We start from the raw sequence: 20,088 nt of genomic DNA on the forward strand, positions 1-20,088 counted from the left end.
GGGGAGGGGGAGACCTTCGGGATAGCAGAACACGGAAACCGTTGGAGGGTGGAGGCGGGACGCGAACCGAGCTGGCGGGGAATGGGGCCGGCGGGGCCGGGTGGGTTTCGGGCTAAAATCCCCCCGGGCCCGGTTCCCGTGCGTGAGGCCCTCGGCTCAACTCTTCGCGGTACGGCGGAGGTTCTGGCGTTCCTTCTCGGAGAGCCCGCCCCAGACGCCGAACCGCTCGTCGTTGGCGAGGGCGTACTGGAGGCAGGCCTCCCGTCCTTCGCACGCCCCGCACAGCCGCTTCGCCTCGCGAGTGGAGGAGCCAGGGGCGGGGAAGAAGAATTCGGGACCGGTCTGGGCGCACAACGCGCTCTCCTGCCAGGAGAGTTCATGCTCGGCGCCCCGGGCCGTGGCGGTGCGGGTGGTGATGTCGGTGATGTTGATCGGCATGACCGACAGGCTGCCCGGCGGCGATAAACGATCGATTGACGAGGCGTCAATGCCCTTGTGGGTACCGGCGTGTCGCGACCGCGGGCAGCAGAGTCGCGACCCGCGGGTGTCAGGTGTCCGCGGTCCGGTGTCAGGCGTCGCGGTCCACTCCCTGCATCACCGCGAAGCGCGCGCCGTACGGGTCGGCCAGCTTGGCGTACCGTCCCACACCCTCGATATCGGTCGGGCCCATCCTGACCGTACCGCCGAGTTTCTTCGCCGCGGCGACCGTACCGTCGCAGTCCGTGACCGCGAAGTAGAGCTGCCAGTGCGGTTCCGCGCCGGTCTCGACCGGGTCGGTGCCGAGCGTGACGAAGCCGCCGAACATGGCCTCGGAGCCCTGGCCCGCGGGGTGCATCATGCGGTACGTACCGCCGTCGGGCGTCGGCATGCTCGTGGTCTCCCAGCCGAAGACCGCGTGGTAGAAGGTGTACGCGGCGGTCTCGTCCGCTGTGTACAGCTCGCACCAGCAGAGGCTGCCGGGCTCGTCGACCACGTCCAGGCCCTTGTTGCCGCGCGGCTGCCAGACCGCGAACCGGGCGCCGACGGAGTCGGTGAAGACGGCCATCCGGCCGAACTCCATGACGTCCATGGGCGCGAGGACAACGGAACCGCCCGCCTGGTGCACGGCCTTGGCTGTGGCGTCCGCGTCCGGCGTCATGAAGAACAGGAACCAGGACGTCGGCCCCTGGTCGGTCGGCATGGGCATGGCGGCCGCCGCGGTCCTGGCGCCCAGCCGGAACATGCCGTACCCGCCGGTGTCGGGGCCCGCGGACATGAAGCTCCAGCCGAACAGACCGTTGTAGAAGGCGTTGGCGCCCTTGATGTCCGGGGTGCTGAGTTCGACCCAGATCGGGGATCCGGGGGCAAAAGGACTCGTGAGCATGGTGCGCTCCTTCATGGGATCCCGCCGGTCCCGCTGATCCCGCTGATCCGCCGCTCTCCCTGCTGATCCCGCCTCTCTCTTGAGTCTGCCCCGGAAGCCGGGGCACCGCATGTACGGATCGGCTACGCGGCGGTACGGCACAGGAGATCCGGCGCAGGAGGCCGCACGACCGTGCGTTCAGTACCGTGGAGCGATGAGCACCTCCACGGGCGGGCACCCGGGCCGACGGGCGAACAGGCAGGTGGAAAGCCGGTCGGGCGGGCGCGTGGACGGGCGGGTCGAGCGCGGCAACCAGACCCGGCGGCTGGTACTGGACCGGACGATGGACATCGCCTCGGTGGAAGGCCTGGAAGGGCTCTCCCTCGGCCGTATCGCCACCGATCTGAAGCTCAGCAAGAGCGGTGTCTTCGCCCTCTTCGGCTCCAAGGAGGAGCTTCAGCTCGCGACGATCCCCGCGGCCGTCGAGGTCTTCGGCGAGCGTGTCGTACAGCCCACACGCGCACTGCCGCCGGGCGCCGCCCGCGTGTGGGCGCTGTGGCGCAAAAGCGCCCAGTCGGTGCTGCACGGCGACGACGTGGCGTACGAGAGGGCGGGGCGGGGCATTCTGCGCCGGCTGCGCGCGGAGGCGACCGATCCGGGCGCGCTGCCGGATTTCCCGGGGCTCAGCCGTACGGGCCCGGGACCGGTGCCGTTGTCAGAGCAAGGCTGACCCGGGACGCGGCCCGGCGACCGGCCCGTCGGGGGCGCCTCGACACCGTCGCGCAGTGCGAAGAAGGTCGCGAGGACGCCGAACGAGTGCGCCACGACGGCTTCGAAGCGGCCGCGCTCCTGATGCAACTGCCCGATGACCGCCCGGAGTTCGATGATGTTCGTGTGCCGTCCTCCTGGCGCGCCGTGCCCCGGGGCGTCGGCGGACGCCGGAAGGCGGGCCGTCGCCCGCCCCGAGGCGACGGCCCGCCCCTACCCGGCACTCCCGAAACGGTGGCGCCGCGCGGCTCGTGGACTAGTGGCCCGAATGGGCGCTTGCGCCCTCCGCGCCCTTCTTCGTGTCGGCCGCTCCCTGCCCGCCCGTCAGGTGATGCGGCTCGTAGCCCGGAATCGTGCCGTCCGGCTTCTTCACCAGCAGCAGACCCGCCATGCCCATGTCCGAGTGGCTCTGCACATGGCAGTGGTACATCCACGCCCCCGCGCCCACATGCTCGCCCGCGAGGACCTGGAAGCCGAAGGAGTCCGCCGGGCCGGTGATCTTGGTGTCGATCACCCGGCTCGGGTCGTCGGGCCCGGTGAGCAGGCCCGTTCTGTTGTCCGCCCAACGATGCCCGTGCATATGGAACGTGTGGTAGAACTCGCCGTGCGTGATCATGATGATCTCGACCCGTTCCCCCACCGTCGTCTCGAAGTTGGGGGCCTCACTGCCGGACTTGTTGTTGATCGTCATGTCGTTGAAGACGATCGTGAACTGCTTGTCCGGCAGGATGTCGCCCTTCCTGCGGACGACGAGCGGACCGTAAAGCCCCTTGCGGAGACCGCCGGTGCCGTGGTCCGTACCGACCACGTGGTCGTGGTAGTGCCAGTAGCCGGCACTGCCGGGCCGCCAGGTGCCGTCCGCGCGCCTGCCCGGGGTGTGGGTGCGCCAGGTGTACGTACGGGTGCCGCCCGGCTCGACATGACTCTTGTTCATCCGGGTGCCGTCGCTGGCTATGTCGAAGTCCACGCCGTGCACATGGAGACTGACGTCCACATCCGTGGTGTTCTCGAACTCGATGTGGAGCGTGTCCCCCTCGATCAGCTCGATCAGCGGGCCCGGCACCGTCGCCTTGCCCTTCTCGAAGCCGTAGCCCATCTGACCGTTCGGCAGCGCCTCGGCGTACATCTTGAGATGGCGCACCTGGCCCCCGGCGGGAGCCGTTCTGGGCGGGGTCTCGGCCGAGACCGCTGTGGGCGCCGAGGCGAGCGACAACGATGTCACCCCTGTGGCGGCCACCGCACCGCCCGCCAGCAGCCGCCGGTTGAAGCTCCGTCTGTCCATGGCCATACCGACTCCCCAGTGCCGTACGGAGATTGACGGGGCACAAGAGACCCCGGGGACGGGCACACCGTAGACCAGCCATCCATGTTTATCCACAGCCAGGACAAAGTTGGTTCGATTGCGGTTATACCTATTGGCGAGTCACTGAAAGAGGTCTAGCTTCATTCGCTGTTGCTATGACCACAGAGGGGTGGGTGAACACATGCAGCGCGCACCACATCACCGGTCCAGATCCAGGCGCGGGATGGCCGCGGTCCTGGTGGCCGGCACCATGGCGGCGTCACTGCTCGGCGGCACCGCCGCATCGGCCAAGCCGTACCCGGAGGCGGCCTCGACAACGTTGTCCCTTCCGTCACCTCCGGGCGGAAAGACCGTCAAGGTCCTGGTTTTCCACGCCTCGGCCACTGAAGAGTCGCCGGTCGTGAATGCCGGGATCGAGGCGATCGAGACCATCGGCCTGACCGGGCCCGAGGCCGGCCGGTTCAAGACCGAGGCCACGGACGACGGTTCCGTCTTCACCAATGCGACCAAGCTGGGCAAATACAACGCGGTCGTTTTCCTCACCGGCGGCGGCGATGTGCTCGACCCCGAGCAGGAAGCCGGTCTCGAGGCCTTCGTGGAGGCCGGCGGCGGTTTCCTCGGGATCCATGACGCGGCCCGTACGGAGCCGTACTCCGACTGGTTCACCGGGCTGATCGGCGCCCGGCCGACCGGTGCCCCCACCGCCGTCCAACGCGCGACCGTCGAGGTCGGTGACCGTATCCACCCGGCCACGAAGAATCTGCCGCTGGAGTGGAAGCGGCCGGACAAGTGGTTCAACTGGTCGGCGAACCCCACCGGCAAGGTGCACACGGTGGCCCGGGTCAGGGAGGCCAGCTACCAGCCGGGGACCGGCGCCAATGGCGCGGACCACCCGATCTCCTGGTGCCGTGACTACGACGGCGGCCGGTCCTTCTACACCGGGATGGGCGGTACGCCCGAGTCCTTCGCCGAGACAGACTTCCGCGACCATCTGCGCGGCGCGCTCCAGTGGACGACGCGGCTCTCCCGCGCCGACTGCAAGGCGACGATCGACGCCAACTACACGGCGGAGCGCCTCACCCAGGCGAACCAGGCGGGCCAGCAGGACCAGATCGGCGAGCCGCACGGCCTGGTCGTCGCGCCCGACGGACGGGTGCTGTACATCGGCCGCGGCGGCGGGGACAACGCCGCTCCCGTGGTGACCGACTGGAACAACCCGGATGTCGGCAAGGGTCTGGGCCAGATCCATGTCTACGACCCCGCCACCAAGAAGGTGACGCTGGCGGGCGCGCTGACGGTCTTCGGCAACAAGGGCGGCGGCGACGAGCTGATCAAGGTCGAGGAGGGGCTGCTCGGTATCGAGCTGGACCCTGCGTTCGAGACCAACGGCTGGGTGTATCTGCACTACACCCCGCACTCGCAGCTCAACCGGGAAACCCAGATGGCCGAGCGCCGGGTCTCCCGCTTCACCCTTGACCTGGCGACCAACAAGCTGGACCTGGCCTCCGAGAAGGTCCTGCTGAAGTGGCCGGTTCAGGTGCACAGCTGCTGCCACGCGGGCGGCGGCATGGCCTGGGACTCCAAGGGCAATCTGTACATCGCGACCGGCGACAACAACTCGTCGGGCTTCAGCGACGGCTACTCGGGCAACAACCCGCAGCCGAACTACAAGGGCGTCTCCTTCGCCGACGCGCGCCGCACGGCGGGCAACACCAACAACCTGAACGGGAAGATCCTCCGGATCCACCCGGAGCCCGACGGGACGTACACCCTGCCCGAGGGGAACCTGTTCACGGGCAAGGAGATGGACGAGGGCGGCGGCAAGACCCGCGGCGAGATCTATGTCATGGGTGTCCGCAACCCGGCGCGTATCTCCATCGACAAGAAGACCGACATCCTCTACGCGGGCTGGGTCGGCCCCGACGCGGGCTCGCCGAGCACGGTGTGGGGTCCGGCGAAGTACGACACGTTCTCCGCGATCACCAAGGCGGGCAACCACGGCTGGCCGTACTGCATGGGCAACAACCAGCCGTACAGGGACCGTAATCTGCCCGACCCCAGCAAGCCGCTGGGCTGGTACAACTGCAACGCGCCGAAGAACGAGTCGCCCAACAACGACGGTCTGGTCAACCTGCCGCCCATCACGGGCAACACGATCTGGTACTCCCCGCAGGGCGGCGCCCCCGACTACCCGCGTGACGCGAACGGCGTGCCCAGCTACAAGGCCGCTGAGGCCAAGTATCTGCTGCCGTGGCTCAAGGGCGGCGGCCAGGCGACCATGGACGGCCCGGTGTACCGGTACGACGCGCAGAACGCCAGCGCGGTCAAGTGGCCGGAGTACTGGGACGGCAAGTGGTTCGTCGGTGACTTCTACGACGCGGCGGACAGCCCGCGCCACGCGGTGCTGACCGACCCCAAGACCATCGGCAAGGGTGGTCTTCCGGTGCACGCCGAGACCCTGAAGAAGATCATCCCGGTCGGCCAGGGAGGCATCCGCAACCTGATGGACTGGAAGTTCGCCCCGGACGGCTCGCTCTATGTCCTGGACTACGGGCGCGGCTTCTTCACCTCCGACTCCCAGTCCGCGCTCTGGCGTGTGACGTACAAGGGCGGTGAGCCGACCCCGGCCGCCGCCGATCTGGCCAGAAAGGCGGCGCAGTGAGACACCGATCCCATCGTTCCCCGCTCAGGTATCGGCCTCTGCGACTGTGGACGGCCCTGGTGGGCGCGTTCCTGATGGTGCTGGGCCTGACCTCGACGGCGGCGTACGGCCGGGCCGTCGAGCGCCCGGACGGCGCGAAGGCGGCCGCGGCCCAGGTGCTGACCTGGACGGCGGGCGACCCGATCGACCGCTATCTCAGCTTCCCGACCACCGCGCTGGCCGGGCCGACCACGATCGTCTTCGAGAACAGCACGGCCACCGGCAACACCACGGGCATGCCGCACACACTGACCTTCGATGTGTCGGATCCCGAGTACAACAACGACGTTCCGCTGAACATCCTGGCCAATCCCAGTGACGCCAACGGCGGGAAGTACACGGTCGAGGTCAATCTGACCCCGGGCAAGTACCGCTTCCGCTGCTCCATCCCCGGGCACAGCACGATGACCGGCGTGCTCACCGTGACCGAGGTCGGCCCGGGCGACACCACCGCTCCGGAGACCAACGCCACGGTGCAGGGCCAGCAGAACGCCGACGGCGCGTATGTCGGCTCCGCGACGGTCTCGGTGACGGCGACCGACGCGGGCTCCGGAATAGCGACGACGGAGTACGCGGTCGGGGCCGACGGGCCCTGGCAGCCGTACACCGATCCGGTGGTGGTCGACCAGGTCGGCAGCCATCTGATCCGGTACCGCGCCACCGACCAGGCGGGCAATGTGGCGGCGGAGAAGTCCGTCGAGTTCGCCGTCGTCGCCCCGCCGACCGATGACACGGCCCCGCCGGAGACCTCGGCGACCGTGAGCGGCGAGCAGGACGACGCCGGCAACTATCTGTCGATGGCCACGGTCACCGTCACCGCCTCGGACACCGGCTCGGGCGTCAACACCATCGAGTACGCGCTCGGCGCCGGCGGCGCCTGGCAGCCGTACACCGCTCCGGTGATGGTGCATGAGGTCGGCTCGCACACGGTGCGCTACCGCGCGACCGACAAGGCGGGGAACGCGGCGGCCGAGAAGTCCGTCGCCTTCACCGTCGTGGAGCCGCCGGCGCAGGACACCACCGCGCCGGAGACCTCGGCGGCCGTCACGGGTGAGAAGAACGCCAATGGCGCCTTCATCACCAGCGCCAAGGTGACCCTGACCGCGACCGACGCCGAGTCGGGTGTCGACAAGGTCGAGTACTCCCTCGACGGCGGCCCGTACCTCGCGTACACCACGCCCGTCATCGTGGACCGGGTCGGCTACCACACGCTCGCGCACCGCGCGACCGACAAGGCGGGCAACACCTCGCAGGCCAAGCAGGTGTCGTTCACCATCGCGCAGGGCGGCGGCGTTCCGGCGCCCAACTGCCCTGAGTACGACGAGCGGTTGACGGTCATCGTCGGTACGGTCGACTCGGGTGTGCCGAACCGGCTGACCCGTAACCGCTGCACCATCAACGAGCTGATCGAGGACGAGCGGGAGTGGACCTCGCACGCCCTCTTCCTCAAGCATGTCGACACCGTGCTCGACAAGCTGCTCGCCGACAATGTCATCGACCAGCGCGAGTTCAACAAGATCACCAGGGCCGCCAAGCAGTCCAGCATCGGGAAGCCCGGCCAGACCGAGGGCTACCGCGATCTGTTCGACGGTACGGCCGAGTCCCTCGCCAAGTGGGAGCAGGTGGGCGGCGGCAAGTTCGCGCTCTCCGGCGACGGTGCCATCACCAGCAGCACCACGGTCGAGGGCATGGGCATGCTGTGGTTCCCGCAGCGCACGTACGGGGACTTCTCGCTGAAGCTCCAGTTCCGTGACGACGCCCCGGGCAACGGCAACGCCAACGGCGGGGTCTTCGTCCGCTTCCCGAATGTCCACAACCACCCGGAGGAGTCCCGGCCCGAGTGGGTCGCCATCAACTACGGGCACGAGGTGCAGATACTCGACCGCCCGGACGGCGACATGTACAAGACCGGCTCGATCTACGGATTCGACCGGGTGGGCCTGGGCGGTGCGGGCGTCACCCCCAAGGGCACCTGGAACGACTACGAGATCCGGGTGGTCGACCAGCACTACACCATCCTGCGCAACGGTGTGGTGATCAACGAGTTCGACAATGTGGGCGGTCAGACCTTCACCCCGCCGCGCGCCGGTGACCCGGGCACGGACGGCCGGCGGTACGCCACCGGCTACATCGGGCTCCAGGTCCATGGCACCACGGATGTGATCTCGTACCGCAGCATCCGGATCAAGGAGCTGTAGCCCCCGGCTGACGGCTCATGCGCGTGTGCCGTGCCCCCTTCTCCGGCGGGAGAGGGGGGCACGGTCGCGTCCGCGCTCCGGGTGGCGGTGGCGGGGACGCGCTACTTGTCGTCCTGCCGCTTGGCCCGGCTCGGTGCCACCCGCTTCGGCTCCCCGGGCATCTTCGGATAGTCCGGCGGGTACGGCATGTCCCCCACCCCGTCGTCCCGCTCCTGCCGGTCCGCCAGCTCCAGCAGCCCTTCGAGGCTGTGTGTCTCGTCCCCCATCTCCGCGTGTACGTCGCCCACTTCGCCGAAGCGCACCGGCATGGTCGCCAGATCGAAGTCGTCCGGCGCCACCTCGTCCAGTTCGTCCCAGCGCAGCGGCGCGGAGACCGGGGCGTGCGGGCGTGGGCGTACGGAGTAGGCGGAGGCGATGGTGCGGTCGCGGGCGGTCTGGTTGTAGTCGACGAAGATCCGCTCGCCGCGCTCCTCCTTCCACCACGCGGTGGTCACCCGGCCCGGCATCCGCCGCTCCAGCTCCCGCCCGACGGCGATGGCGCAGCGGCGTACCTCGGTGAAGGTCCAGCGCGGTTCGACCGGCACGAACACATGCAGGCCCCGGCCGCCGGAGGTCTTGGGCCAGCCGCGCAGCCCCTGCTCGTCGAGGAAGGCGCGCAGTTCATGGGCGGCCCTGACCGCGTCCTTGAAGTCCGTGCCGGGCTGCGGGTCCAGATCGATCCGCAGCTCGTCGGGGTGGTCGGCGCGGCCTCTCCGTACCGGCCAGGGGTGGAAGGTGAGACAGCCGAGGTTCGCCGCCCAGAGGACGGCCGCGACCTCCGTGGGACAGATCTCGTCGGCGGACCGGCCGCTGGGGAAGTCGATACGGGCGGTGGGGATCCAGTCGGGCAGGTTCTTGGGCGCCCGCTTCTGGAAAAACGATTCGCCCTCGACGCCCTCGGGGTAGCGCTCCAGGGTCGTGGGCCGGTCGCGCAGCGCGCGGAGGATCCCGGGGCCCACGGCCAGGTAGTAGCGCGCGACATCGAGCTTGGTGAAACCGCGCTCGGGAAAGTAGATCTTGTCCGGGCTGGACAGCCGTACGGTCCTGCCGCCCGCTTCCAGCTCCACCGCTGCACCCATGGGGGCCACGCTAGGCCGGACGCGGACGGAGTGCATATCGGAGCGCGGACCGGCGGACCGCGCACCGGTCGGGTGTCGAGCGCACACCAGGCGGAGTGTTCTGTTCCCGAGCACAATCGGAGCATGGATCTGCCGGTGATGCCTCCCGTGAAGCCCATGCTCGCCAAGTCCGTGGCCCGGATCCCGCCGGGCATGCAGTACGAGGCCAAGTGGGACGGCTTCCGGGCGATCGTCCACCGGGACGGGGACGAGGTGGTGATCGGCAGCCGGACGGGCAAGCCGCTCACCCGCTACTTCCCCGAGCTGGTCACGGTCCTGCGCGAGCAGCTCCCGCCGCGCTGTGTCGTGGACGGCGAGATCGTCATCGTCCACGGGGACCGGCTCGACTTCGACCGGCTCACCGAGCGCATCCACCCGGCGAAGTCCCGGGTGGATCTGCTGGCCGAGCGGACCCCGGCGAGTTTCGTGGCCTTCGATCTGCTGGCCCTCGGGGACGCCTCGCTGCTGAACACCCCGCTGACGGGGCGGCGGGAGGCGCTGGAGGCCGCGTTCATCGGCGTCCACCCGCCGCTGCATCTCGCGCCCGCCACCACCGATCTGGGCGTGGCCGAGGAGTGGTTCGAACGGTACGAGGGCGCCGGACTCGACGGGGTGATCGCCAAGCCCCTCGATCTGCTCTACCGGCCGGACGCGCGGCTGATGTTCAAGGTCAAGCACGAGCGGACCGCGGATGTCGTGGTCGCCGGATACCGCCTGCACAAGAGCGGTCCCGTGGTCGGTTCGCTGCTGCTGGGGCTGTACGACTCCGGGGGCGCCCTCCAGCATGTCGGGGTCTGCGCCGCGTTCCCGATGAAGCGCCGCGCCGAACTGGTGGAGGAGCTGGCGCCGCTGCGCATGGAATCGGCGGAGGGACACCCCTGGGGCGCCTGGGCCGACGAGTCCGCGCACGAGAGCGCCCGGCTGCCCGGCGGGCCGAGCCGCTGGTCCGGTACGAAGGACCTGTCGTGGCTGCCGCTGCGGCCGGAGCGGGTGTGCGAGGTGGCGTACGACCATATGGAGGGCGACCGGTTCCGGCACACGGCTCAGTTCCGGCGCTGGCGCCCGGACCGTACGCCCGAGAGCTGCACGTACGGGCAGTTGGAGGAGCCGGTGCGGTACGACCTGGCGGAGGTGCTGGCGCTGCCGACGGGGTGAGGGGGGTTGCCGACCGGGTCGGCGGTCGTGGGGCGGGCCGGTGGTGGTCGCGCCAGCGGTGGTCTCGCGTCCGGCGGTCTTGGGGTTTGTTGTCTCGCGGCCGGTGATCTTACGGACCTGTGACGGCCCGGCGCGTGACCGGGCGTGACGGCCCCGCGGCGCATAGCGTCCCTGTCATGCGTGTACTCGTCACCGGAGGCGCGGGCTTCATCGGCTCGCAGATCGTCACCGCCCTCACCGCGCTCGGCCATGAACCCGTCGTCCTGGACGCCCTGCTGGCCTCCGCCCATCCCGTACCACCGCCGCCGCCCCCCGAGACCGAGTGGATCCACGCGGACGTCCGGGACAGGACAGCCGTCGCGCGGGCGCTGTGCGGGGTGGACGCGGTGTGCCATCAGGCGGCGATGGTCGGCCTCGGCAAGGACTTCGCGGACGCGCCCGCGTATGTGGGCTGCAACGACCTGGGCACCGCCGTCCTGCTCGCGGGCATGGCGGAGGCGGGGGTACGGGATCTGGTGCTGGCCGGGTCGATGGTGGTGTACGGCGAGGGCCGCTACGACTGCCCCAGGCACGGGCGGGTCGCCCCCGGTCCGAGGTCGGCGGCCGATCTGGACGCCGGCCGGTTCGAACCCGGCTGCCCGCGCTGCGGCGCGGAGTTGGTGCCGGGGCTGATCGGGGAGGACGCGCCCACCGACCCGCGGAACGTGTACGCGGCCTCCAAGCTGGCGCAGGAGCATCTCGCGGCGTCCTGGGCGCGGGCCACGGGCGGCCGGGCGGTCTCGCTGCGCTACCACAATGTGTACGGACCGGGGATGCCGCGCGACACGCCGTACGCGGGGGTGGCGTCCTTCTTCCGCTCCTCGCTGGCGCGGGGCGAGCCGCCGCGGGTCTTCGAGGACGGCGGACAGCGGCGGGACTTCGTCCATGTACGGGATGTAGCCCGGGCGAACGCTCTGGCCCTGGGGGCGGTAAGGGACCGCGAGCCGGGCGCGCTGAGCGTCTTCAACACGGGCAGCGGAGAGCCGCACACGGTCGGCGAGATGGCGTCGGCACTCGCGGCGGCGCACGGCGGCCCCGCCCCGGTGGTCACCGGCGAGTACCGCCTCGGCGACGTCCGCCACATCACGGCCTCCTCACAACGCCTGAGGGAGGAACTGGGCTGGCTGCCGGAGGTGGGCTTCGAGGCAGGCATGACGGAATTCGCGAACGCGGAACAACGGGCGACGGGCGGGGTGGGGGTGGGCTGAGCCAGTGCGGGGGGGGCACGGCGGCGGGCGGTTACGCAGTCGGAGTCGGGGCAGCGCGGCGGTTGGGTGTGCGGCTCTGGCGGCGCGAGGCGGGGGCCGAGGCCGGGCGACGTGCGGGCCTCGGCGCCGCGAACCGCGCGACGGGCCAGCGTGGCGCAGAGCCTTGGCATCACGATGCCGGGCGGCCCGGCGGCGGGCGGGCCGGCCTGACTGATACGAGGCCGGGCCGCTCGCGGCGCGGGCCCGGTGCCTGGCAGCTGTGCGCCTCTGACCCAGCGCGGCCCGCCGCCGCGAAGCCGGGCGGCTGCGCGGTACGGGCCTGGCGCCCCACGGCCGCTGAACCGTGCATCGGCGTCGTGAGCGCCTCGATCCCTGATCCCCGTGACCCGAACGGCCGGGGGCGGTCGCCCGGGTGGCGATGTCCGTGTTTCGTAAGACCTCATATCCCCTTTGTCGGTATCCGAATTCATACGGTGATGACGTGACCCACTCGATTCCCACGACTCCCACGACGGTTGATGTCGTACTCCCCTGTCTTGACGAGGCCCTCGCCCTCCCCTGGGTGCTGGGCCGGATCCCCGCCGGCTGGCGCGCGATCGTCGTCGACAACGGCTCGGCCGACGGTTCGGCGGAGATCGCCGCCGGGCTCGGCGCGACGGTGGTACGTGAGCCCCGGCGCGGGTTCGGTGCCGCGTGCCATGCCGGACTGCTCGCGGCCGAGGCGGAGTTCGTCTGCTTCTGCGACTGCGACGCGTCGCTCGACCCGGGCCTGCTGCCCGCCTTTGTGGCGGAGGTGGCGGCGGGCCGCGCCGATCTGGTACTCGGCCGCCGCCGGCCGCGTCCACGTACGGCCTGGCCGCTGCACGCACGGGCGGGGAATCTCGCGCTGGCCCGCATGATGCGCCGCAGAACGGGCCTGCGCCTGCACGACCTGGGCCCGCTGCGGGCGACCCGCCGCGAGCCCCTCCTCGCCCTCTCCCTCACGGACCGGCGCAGCGGCTACCCCCTCCAGATGGTGGTCCGCGCCGCCGACGCGGGCTGGCGCGTGACGGAACGGGATGTCCCGTACCTCCCCCGCAGGGGCAAGTCCAAGGTGACGGGCACCTGGCGAGGCACCTGGCAAGCGGTCCACGACATGCAGGCGGTCCTGGCCCAGCCGCCTGTGACCGCAGGCCGCCCGGGGTCAGCCGGCACCGCCGCCCCGGTCGGCCCCGAACGTACGGCTCACCGGCCTGCGGCCGTCAGCAGCGCGGCTCGTACGGCCGCCAACCCGACGGACCCGACGGGCATCGGTACGGCCGAGGCCGCACCCTTCGGGGCACAGAACACCGACAACGCCGGTGCGGGTCGTACGGCCGCTCCACAGCCAGCCGCCGACCCCGCCGGGGCAAACCGTACGACCCACCTGTCGGCTGACGCCCACGACGGGGCCCGCACGGCCGCCGGTCCGCCGACCGCCGTCACCTACCAGGTGGATACCGGCCCGCCCGCAACAGCGGCCGTTGTTGACGCTGCGGCGGAGCCCAGCGGGACCAACGGCCCCGTAGCCGACGACCGCACCGGCCCGGGCCGTGCAACCGCCGGGTCGCCGACCGGCAACGCCGCCGTCACCGGCCAGGTGGATGCCGGTCCGGCTGCAACAGTGGCCGTTGTTGAGGCAGCCTCCGAGCCCAACGGGACCAACGGCCCCGTGGCCGACGACCGTGCCGACGCAGACCGTACGACCGGCGTCCCGCCTACCACTGCCCCTGGCGGCAGCCGCGCCGGCGCGGGCCGCGCGACGGCCGGGCCGTCGACCGGCAGCCCCGCTGTCACCGACCCGGCGGGCAAGCGTCCCGGCGCACTCGGCGGCGACAGCCCTAGCGGCGCCGACCCTGTCGGAACCCCGCACCTGGGGGCGTTGTGAGTTGTCTGTTGGTGGTGGCCAAGGCGCCTGTTGCCGGGCGGGTCAAGACTCGGCTCACTCCGCCGTTTTCAGCCGAGGAGGCCGCTCGGCTGGCGGAGGCCTCGCTCGTCGACACCCTGCACGCCGTGCTGGCCGCGCCCGTGCGGCGGCGGGTGTTGGTGCTTGAGGGGGTGCCGGGGGCGTGGCTGCCGGCCGGGATCGAGGTCGTACCACAAGCCGCAGGCGGGCTCGACGAGCGGCTGGCCGCTGCCTTCGGGCTGTGCGACGGGCCCGCCGTGCTCGTCGGGATGGACACCCCGCAGCTCACCCCGGAGCTGCTGGCGCCCGCGCTCGCGCCGGACGCCTGGGACGGGTGCGACGCGTGGTTCGGGCCCGCCGTGGACGGCGGGTTCTGGGCGCTGGGGCTGGCCGTACCCGATCCGGCGCTGCTGCGCGGTGTGCCGATGTCCGTGCCGGAGACCGGTGCCGTGCAGCGGGGACGGCTCACCGCGGCGGGACTCGCCGTACGGGATCTGCCGCCGCTGCGCGATGTCGACACCGCGCAGGACGCCGCGCTGGTCGCGGCCGAGGCGCCGGACAGCCGGTTCGCCGCCGCGCTCGCCGGGCTCACCGCGGCCGGGGTGCGATGACCACCGCGGAGGCGCGGCCCGCGCCCTGGCAGACCGGTCCGTACGCCGACGCGCTGCGTACCGGCCGCGGCCCGCTCTTCCTGCGCCGCTCGGACGGCTGGCTGCTGCCGCTGGACGTGGAGCGCTGGTGCGCGGGGCCGGACCGGGCGGATCTGACCGTGCTGGAGCGCTGTCGGGGCAGCGTCCTCGACATCGGCTGCGGCCCAGGACGGATCGTCGCCGCGCTCGCCGCCCGGGGCCGCCCCGCGCTGGGCATCGACATCAGCCCGGCGGCGGTGGCGCACACCGTACGCGCGGGTGGAAGCGCTCTCATACGGTCGGTGTTCGATCCGCTGCCCCGTGAGGGCGGCTGGCACACAGCGCTGCTCATGGACGGCAACATCGGGATCGACGGCGATCCGGCAGCCCTGCTCGCCCGCCTCACCTCGGTCGTCGCGCCGGCCGGTGCGCTGATCGTCGAAGCCGCCCCGGCCGGGGTGGACGCGGATCTCGACGAACGCCTCCGGGTACGCGTCGACAACGGCAACGGCGCCCCGGGAGACGCCTTCTCCTGGGCCCGGGTGGGCACGCGCGCACTCATACGTCACGGCCGCGCCACGGGCTGGACCCCGGCCGAGCAATGGACGGCCGCGGGCCGCCGCTTCGTCGCTCTGGAACGTACGGAACGCAGGGAACACGCGGAACGTGCAGAACGTGCAGAACGTGCGGTACGAAAAGGGCACCGCCCCTGAACGCCGCGTCCGAAGAGGGCCCACCCTGAAGCCCTCACCGGATCACTCCGCCACGATGCCGTCCACATACACCCACGCGCCCTCGTGCCGGGAGAAGCGGCTCCGCTCGCTCAGCACCTCCGGCTTGCCCCGATGGGTGAAGCGGGCGCGGAAGGTGACCGTACCGGTGGTGTGGAAGGGGGTGCCGTCGGTGGTCTCCAGGATCTCCAGGCCGGTCCACCGCACCGCGGGGTCGAGGTCCACGCCCGGCGGACGGGTGGCCGGGTCCCAACTCCTCAGCAGGTAGGGCTCGTCACCCACGGCGAACGCGCTGTAGCGGGAGCGCATCAGCAGTTCGGCGGTGGGCGGGGTGACTCCGGTGGCCGCTCCGGAGCCGACGGAGTGGAAGCGCCCGCAGCACGCGCCGTACGTGGCGGGCAGCCCGCAGGGACAGGGCGCGGCGGACCGGTCGGAGCCGTCGGAGCGACTGCTGGGACCAGGGCGGGCGGATCGTGCGGGGCGTCGGGCCATGTCACCATTCTCGCGGACCGCTCGCACCGGCTCGGTCCTCGCGGCCCGCCGGCCCCGTCCACACCTGCCTCCAGCCGCCTCAGCCGCCGAACGGCGTCCCCGGCAGCCCCTGGCCCGCGTCCGGCAGGACCAGCAGCGAGCCGGAGAGCGGATGCGGGCGCGCCAGACCCGTACGGGCCGAGGTGATGTACAGATCCCGCAGTCCGGGACCGCCGAACACGCAAGCGGTGGGGCGCTGTACGGGCAGCTCGACGGTACGGTCGAGATCGCCGCCCGGTGTGTACCGCCGGATCTGGCCACCGTCCCAGAGGGCCACCCAGACACAGCCGTCCGCGTCGACGGTGAGCCCGTCAGGAAGGCCGGCTCCGTCCTCGATGGCCGCCAGGGTGGTCCGCTCGGTGATGCGTTCTCCGTCGACGCGGAACCGGTCGACGCGGCGGGTGGGGCTGTCGACGTAATACATCGTCAGCCCATCGGGGCTCCAGCCGATGCCGTTGCCTACCGTGACGGTCAACGCCTCCGTGACCGTGCCGTCGGGCGCCACCCGGATCAGCCGTCCGCCCCGGTCGCCATCGTCGTACCGCATGCTGCCCGCCCAGAACGATCCGTCGGGGGCGACGGCGGCGTCATTGCCCCGGCGGCCGGGCACCGGATCGTGGACCAGCCAGGTGAAAGCGCTCTCAGAACGGACCGAGCCCCCCGGGACCCCGGAACCCTCGGAGCCCCCGAGGGCCCCCGGGCCGTAAAGCCCGATGCCGTCCCGCAGGTTGACCACCAGCCCGCCCCCGGCGCGCGGTTTGGCCGCGCCGACATGCTGCTCGGTCACCATGACCGTACGGCGGCCGTCGGCCGGATCGTAGGTGTGGATGCGCGACGAGAGGATGTCGACCCAGATGAGCCGGCCGGTCGCGGTGTCCCAGGTCGGCCCCTCGCCGAGCACGGCCGCTTCCCGTACCGCGACCTCGACGCGCACCGCCGGATTCCCCACCGTCGAACTCCCCACCGCCGAAGCCCCCGTGACCGAGGCCCGTGCCACCGGACCCCGTGCCCCTGAAGTCCCCGCCTCCGAACCCCTCACCACGCCCCCCGGTGCCCCAGCCGTACTGAGAGCGTGTTCGCGCCCTTGGCCGCGAGCTGCGCCAGCTCCTCCTCGCGCTCGTCGCTCCAGCGGATCATCGGTACGGAGATGGACAGCGCGGCGACGACCCGCCCCGCGCTGTCCCGTACCGGCGCGGCCACACAGCTCACATCCGGGTTGGACTCACGGTGTTCGACGGCGATCCCGCGTTCCCTGATCACCGCCAGCTCTGCCCGCAGCGCGCCGGGATCGGTGACGCTGGCGGGTGTCATGGCGGCGAACTCGTGCCCGGCGATGCGCACTTCCAGCTCGGCCTCGGGGAGCGAGGCGAGCAGCATCTTGCCCACCGAGGTGCAGTGCGCGGGCAGTCTCCGGCCCGCGGCGGAGACCATACGGACCGCGTGCGTGGAGTCGACCTTCGCGATGTAGATCACGTCGGTGTCCTCCAGGATCGCGACATGGACGGTCTCGTCGCAGGTCTCGGCGATCTCGCGGGCGACCTGTCTGCCCTCGGCGGCGAGATCGAGCTGTTCCGCGTATCTGCTGCCCAGTTGGTACGTACGCACATCGAGCCGGTACCGGCCCGGCTCGCCGGGGACGGGCGCCAGATACGAGCGGGCCGCGAGCGTGGTGAGCAGTTCGTGCACGGTGGTACGGGGCAGTTGGAGCCGACGGATCACCTCGGGCGCGGAGAGCGTGCCGTCGCCCTCCAGGAACAGTTCGAGTATGTCCAGGGCCCGCGTCACCGCGGGGACAAGGCGTCCCATGGCCGACCACCCACTCCTCGCGTCCGGTACCTCGGCCGTTGGCCGGAATGACGAACACAGGCTAACCGGCGCGCAACCCATTGACACCCCTCGGAGAGCCTGAATACCGTCACGCCACGATTTCGAACGTGTGACGAAATACCGAACAGACACGAGGGGCAACCGCCTTGCGTATTACGGGAATCAGCACACATGTCGTCGGTACGCCGTGGCGCAATCTCACCTATGTCCTGGTCCATACGGATGAGGGGCTCACCGGGGTCGGCGAGACCCGAATGCTGGGCAGGACCGACGCGTTGATTGGTTATCTGCGCGAGGCCGAGGCCAACCATCTGCGGGGATCCGACCCGTTCGCCGTCGAGGACCTCGTCCGCCGGATGAAGTACGGGGATTACGGCCGGGCCGGCGAGATCGTGATGTCGGGCATCGCGGTCGTGGAGATGGCCTGCTGGGACATCAAGGGCAAGGCGCTCGGCGTACCGGTCTGGCAGTTGCTCGGCGGACGGGTGACCGACCGTGTCAAGGCGTACGCCAACGGCTGGTACACCACCGAGCGCACCCCGGAGGCCTATCACCGGGCGGCGCAGGCGGTGGTGGCCCGCGGCTACCGGGCCCTGAAGATCGATCCGTTCGGCACCGGGCACTTCGAGCTGGACCGGGCGGCGAGCAATGAGGCGGTGGCGCTGATCGAGGCGGTACGGGACGCGATCGGGCCGGACGCGGAGCTGATGCTGGAGATGCACGGGCGGTTCAGCCCGTCGACGGCGGTACGGCTGGCGCGCGAGCTGGCTCCGTACCAGCCGGCCTGGCTGGAGGAGCCGGTGCCGCCGGAGAATCTGAAAGCGCTCTCCAAGGTCGCGGAGAAGGTGGATCTGCCCATCGCGACCGGTGAACGCATCCACGACCGGATCGAGTTCAGGGAGCTGTTCGAGTCACAGGCGGCCGACATCATCCAGCCGGACGTCGGACACATCGGCGGGATTCTGGAGGCCAGAAAGCTGGCCGCGACCGCCGAGACGCACTATGTGCTGGTCGCGCCGCACAATGTCGGCGGCTCGGTGCTGACCGCCGCGAGCCTTCAACTGGCCGCCTGTACGCCGAACTTCAAGATCCTTGAGCACTTCAACGACTTCGCGGACGCGGAGATCAAGAAGGTGGTGACCGGCGCTCCGGAGGTCGATCCGGCGACTGGCTGCTTCGCGGTGCCGGACGGGCCGGGTCTCGGGGTGGAGTTCGACGCGGAGGCGGCGGCCGAGTTCCCGCAGCGGCAGGCGCGGTTCGATCTGTGGGCCGAGGGCTGGGAGAAGCGCGAGCCGAAGGCGGTCCGGTGAGCCCCCCGGCGAACGCCCCCGCGTCTTCCCAGGCCGCAGCGGTTCAGGGCGGCAGCCGGTCGGTCGTCGTCGAACGGCCGGGGGCACACCGGCTGGTGCACGGCCCCGAGCCCGTGCCGGGCCCCGGCGAGGTACGGGTACGGGTCGCCGCCGCCGGGATCTGTCTGAGCGACCGGGAGGTGTACGAGGGCCGCCGCGACGCGGCCTATGTGCGCTACCCGGTGGTGCCGGGGCACGAGTGGGCGGGCACGGTCGACGCGGTGGGCGAGGGCGTGGATCCGGAACTGACGGGCCGTCGGACCGTCGCCGAGGGGTTCCGCGCCTGCGGGATGTGCGCGCGCTGCCGCGGTGGCGATACCTCGCTCTGCACCCGGGGTTATGACGAGACGGGGTTCACCCGTCCCGGTGGTTTCGCCGACCATGTCGTCGTGCCCGCACGGCTGTTGCACCTGCTGGCCGACGACGCCGATCTGCGGGCGGCCGCGCTGCTGGAGCCGGCCGCGGTGGTCGCCGCGGCGGTCCGGGCGGGCCGGCCGGAGCCCGGGGAGCGGATCGCGGTGGTCGGCGCGGGCACGCTCGGGCTGCTCGCCGTACAGCTCCTCGCGGCCTCCTCCCCCGGTGAGCTGACGGTCATCGATCCGCGCACCGAACGGGCTTCCAAGGCAAGGGAGTTCGGGGCGAGCAATGCTGTGGATCCGGCGGAGGCCGGGGAGTTGGACGGGCGGTACGACCTGGTCGTGGAGACGGCCGGGGCACCGAGCACCGCCGCTTCGTCCTGTCTGCTGGCCCGGCGCGGCGGCCGGGTGGTGCTCACCGGGATGTTCGCGCCGGGCGCGAGCGGTATCGACCCGGTGCATCTCTCGCTGAACCAGCTCACGGTACGGAGTGTCTTCGGGGCGCCGTCCGCCGCCTGGTCGTTCGCTGTACGCGCTTTCAGCAGCGGGCTGCTCGATCCGGGGCCGCTGGTGACCCATGAATTCCCGCTGGAGCGGTACGGCGAGGCCGTGGCGCTCGTGGGCGGCGGCGACCCGGGTACCGGAAAAGTACTGCTGCGCCCCTGACACACACGCCCCCACGCGCCGCCCCGGACCCGCTGCCCTCCGACCCGCGACCCCGGACCCGCCGCCCCCGATGCGCCGCCGAACAGCGCCCCGTACCGCCGTACACCCGCCACCCCGAACCACGTCCGGCATACCGAACACACCGCGCGCACCACCGCAACCAAGAGACACCGCCCTCGCGCCGACCGAACCGAAGGACTCGTC

Annotated in this window: 16 protein-coding genes and 1 pseudogene; 10 read left to right on the forward strand and 7 right to left on the reverse strand. The window is 71.2% G+C overall.

Annotated features, from left to right (window positions below):
• Positions 1-156 precede the first annotated feature (156 nt).
• Positions 157-438 carry a WhiB family transcriptional regulator gene (locus tag ACFU9P_RS04135; protein WP_384077693.1) on the reverse strand — a complete coding sequence of 94 codons (282 nt, stop codon included), beginning with the start codon at positions 436-438 and terminating at the stop codon, positions 157-159.
• A gap of 130 nt (positions 439-568) precedes the next feature.
• Positions 569-1,363, reverse strand: a complete 795-nt coding sequence (locus ACFU9P_RS04140; protein ID WP_384077694.1) for a VOC family protein — start codon at positions 1,361-1,363, stop codon at positions 569-571.
• Between the two features lie 193 nt (positions 1,364-1,556).
• Between ACFU9P_RS04140 and ACFU9P_RS04145 the strand changes: the two genes are divergently transcribed.
• Positions 1,557-2,072, forward strand: coding sequence for a TetR/AcrR family transcriptional regulator (locus tag ACFU9P_RS04145; protein ID WP_384077695.1), 516 nt, complete (start codon positions 1,557-1,559; stop codon positions 2,070-2,072).
• Positions 2,073-2,366: 294 nt separating this feature from the next.
• Here ACFU9P_RS04145 and ACFU9P_RS04150 read toward each other — a convergent pair whose 3' ends face one another.
• Entirely contained in the window at positions 2,367-3,392 is a 1,026-nt protein-coding gene (locus tag ACFU9P_RS04150; RefSeq protein WP_384077920.1) for a multicopper oxidase domain-containing protein, read from the reverse strand.
• 202 nt (positions 3,393-3,594) lie between these two features.
• Here ACFU9P_RS04150 and ACFU9P_RS04155 point away from each other — a divergent pair, with 202 nt between their 5' ends.
• Positions 3,595-6,075: a ThuA domain-containing protein gene (locus tag ACFU9P_RS04155; RefSeq protein ID WP_376376911.1), complete on the forward strand. Its 2,481-nt coding sequence runs from the start codon at positions 3,595-3,597 to the stop codon at positions 6,073-6,075.
• Between the two features lie 74 nt (positions 6,076-6,149).
• Positions 6,150-8,312, forward strand: coding sequence for an OmpL47-type beta-barrel domain-containing protein (locus ACFU9P_RS04160; RefSeq protein WP_384077921.1), 2,163 nt, complete (start codon positions 6,150-6,152; stop codon positions 8,310-8,312).
• Between the two features lie 101 nt (positions 8,313-8,413).
• On the opposite strand, the gene ligD is transcribed toward ACFU9P_RS04160, so the two are convergent.
• Positions 8,414-9,430 (reverse strand): non-homologous end-joining DNA ligase, encoded by a 1,017-nt coding sequence (ligD, locus tag ACFU9P_RS04165; protein ID WP_384077696.1) that lies wholly within the window; start codon positions 9,428-9,430, stop codon positions 8,414-8,416.
• Positions 9,431-9,553: 123 nt separating this feature from the next.
• Between ligD and ACFU9P_RS04170 the strand changes: the two genes are divergently transcribed.
• The 5 genes and pseudogenes from ACFU9P_RS04170 to ACFU9P_RS04190 all read left to right on the forward strand — a co-directional run bounded on the left by ACFU9P_RS04170 (position 9,554) and on the right by ACFU9P_RS04190 (position 15,137).
• A complete protein-coding gene (locus ACFU9P_RS04170) occupies positions 9,554-10,624 on the forward strand; it encodes an ATP-dependent DNA ligase (protein ID WP_376376916.1) in 1,071 nt (356 codons plus the stop codon).
• A 176-nt stretch (positions 10,625-10,800) separates the two neighbouring features.
• Complete coding sequence (locus tag ACFU9P_RS04175; protein WP_384077697.1) at positions 10,801-11,871, forward strand: NAD-dependent epimerase/dehydratase family protein; 1,071 nt, start codon at positions 10,801-10,803, stop codon at positions 11,869-11,871.
• Positions 11,872-12,364: 493 nt separating this feature from the next.
• Positions 12,365-13,051: pseudogene (locus ACFU9P_RS04180) on the forward strand (glycosyltransferase family 2 protein); the annotation flags it as partial.
• A gap of 731 nt (positions 13,052-13,782) precedes the next feature.
• Positions 13,783-14,406 carry a DUF2064 domain-containing protein gene (locus tag ACFU9P_RS04185; protein ID WP_384077922.1) on the forward strand — a complete coding sequence of 208 codons (624 nt, stop codon included), beginning with the start codon at positions 13,783-13,785 and terminating at the stop codon, positions 14,404-14,406.
• Complete coding sequence (locus tag ACFU9P_RS04190) at positions 14,403-15,137, forward strand: class I SAM-dependent methyltransferase (protein WP_384077698.1); 735 nt, start codon at positions 14,403-14,405, stop codon at positions 15,135-15,137. The genes ACFU9P_RS04185 and ACFU9P_RS04190 overlap by 4 nt, the downstream gene beginning before the upstream one ends.
• 42 nt (positions 15,138-15,179) lie before the next feature.
• On the opposite strand, the gene ACFU9P_RS04195 is transcribed toward ACFU9P_RS04190, so the two are convergent.
• From ACFU9P_RS04195 to ACFU9P_RS04205, 3 genes are all read right to left on the reverse strand, one after another.
• Positions 15,180-15,647 carry a YchJ family protein gene (locus ACFU9P_RS04195; RefSeq protein WP_384077699.1) on the reverse strand — a complete coding sequence of 156 codons (468 nt, stop codon included), beginning with the start codon at positions 15,645-15,647 and terminating at the stop codon, positions 15,180-15,182.
• A gap of 79 nt (positions 15,648-15,726) precedes the next feature.
• Complete coding sequence (locus ACFU9P_RS04200) at positions 15,727-16,635, reverse strand: SMP-30/gluconolactonase/LRE family protein (RefSeq protein ID WP_384077700.1); 909 nt, start codon at positions 16,633-16,635, stop codon at positions 15,727-15,729.
• An 86-nt stretch (positions 16,636-16,721) separates the two neighbouring features.
• Positions 16,722-17,492: an IclR family transcriptional regulator gene (locus tag ACFU9P_RS04205; protein ID WP_384077701.1), complete on the reverse strand. Its 771-nt coding sequence runs from the start codon at positions 17,490-17,492 to the stop codon at positions 16,722-16,724.
• A gap of 167 nt (positions 17,493-17,659) precedes the next feature.
• On the opposite strand from ACFU9P_RS04205, the gene ACFU9P_RS04210 reads away from it, so the two are divergent.
• A complete protein-coding gene (locus ACFU9P_RS04210; RefSeq protein WP_384077702.1) occupies positions 17,660-18,823 on the forward strand; it encodes a mandelate racemase/muconate lactonizing enzyme family protein in 1,164 nt (387 codons plus the stop codon).
• A complete protein-coding gene (locus ACFU9P_RS04215) occupies positions 18,820-19,884 on the forward strand; it encodes a zinc-binding dehydrogenase (protein WP_384077703.1) in 1,065 nt (354 codons plus the stop codon). The genes ACFU9P_RS04210 and ACFU9P_RS04215 overlap by 4 nt, the downstream gene beginning before the upstream one ends.
• Positions 19,885-20,088: the final 204 nt, after the last annotated feature.

The organism is Streptomyces sp. NPDC057617 (assembly GCF_042800555.1).
Classification (GTDB): Bacteria; Actinomycetota; Actinomycetes; order Streptomycetales; family Streptomycetaceae; genus Streptomyces.

Coding starts and splice junctions, on each gene's coding strand:
- ACFU9P_RS04150 (WP_384077920.1), bottom strand. CDS start 3,392: ATGGACAGACGGAGCTTCAACCGGCGGCTGCTGGCGGGCGGTGCGGTG.
- ACFU9P_RS04170 (WP_376376916.1), top strand. CDS start 9,554: ATGGATCTGCCGGTGATGCCTCCCGTGAAGCCCATGCTCGCCAAGTCC.
- ACFU9P_RS04195 (WP_384077699.1), bottom strand. CDS start 15,647: ATGGCCCGACGCCCCGCACGATCCGCCCGCCCTGGTCCCAGCAGTCGC.
- ACFU9P_RS04205 (WP_384077701.1), bottom strand. CDS start 17,492: ATGGGACGCCTTGTCCCCGCGGTGACGCGGGCCCTGGACATACTCGAA.
- ACFU9P_RS04140 (WP_384077694.1), bottom strand. CDS start 1,363: ATGCTCACGAGTCCTTTTGCCCCCGGATCCCCGATCTGGGTCGAACTC.
- ACFU9P_RS04135 (WP_384077693.1), bottom strand. CDS start 438: ATGCCGATCAACATCACCGACATCACCACCCGCACCGCCACGGCCCGG.
- ACFU9P_RS04160 (WP_384077921.1), top strand. CDS start 6,150: ATGGTGCTGGGCCTGACCTCGACGGCGGCGTACGGCCGGGCCGTCGAG.
- ACFU9P_RS04155 (WP_376376911.1), top strand. CDS start 3,595: ATGCAGCGCGCACCACATCACCGGTCCAGATCCAGGCGCGGGATGGCC.
- ACFU9P_RS04145 (WP_384077695.1), top strand. CDS start 1,557: ATGAGCACCTCCACGGGCGGGCACCCGGGCCGACGGGCGAACAGGCAG.
- ACFU9P_RS04190 (WP_384077698.1), top strand. CDS start 14,403: ATGACCACCGCGGAGGCGCGGCCCGCGCCCTGGCAGACCGGTCCGTAC.
- ACFU9P_RS04175 (WP_384077697.1), top strand. CDS start 10,801: ATGCGTGTACTCGTCACCGGAGGCGCGGGCTTCATCGGCTCGCAGATC.
- ligD (WP_384077696.1), bottom strand. CDS start 9,430: ATGGGTGCAGCGGTGGAGCTGGAAGCGGGCGGCAGGACCGTACGGCTG.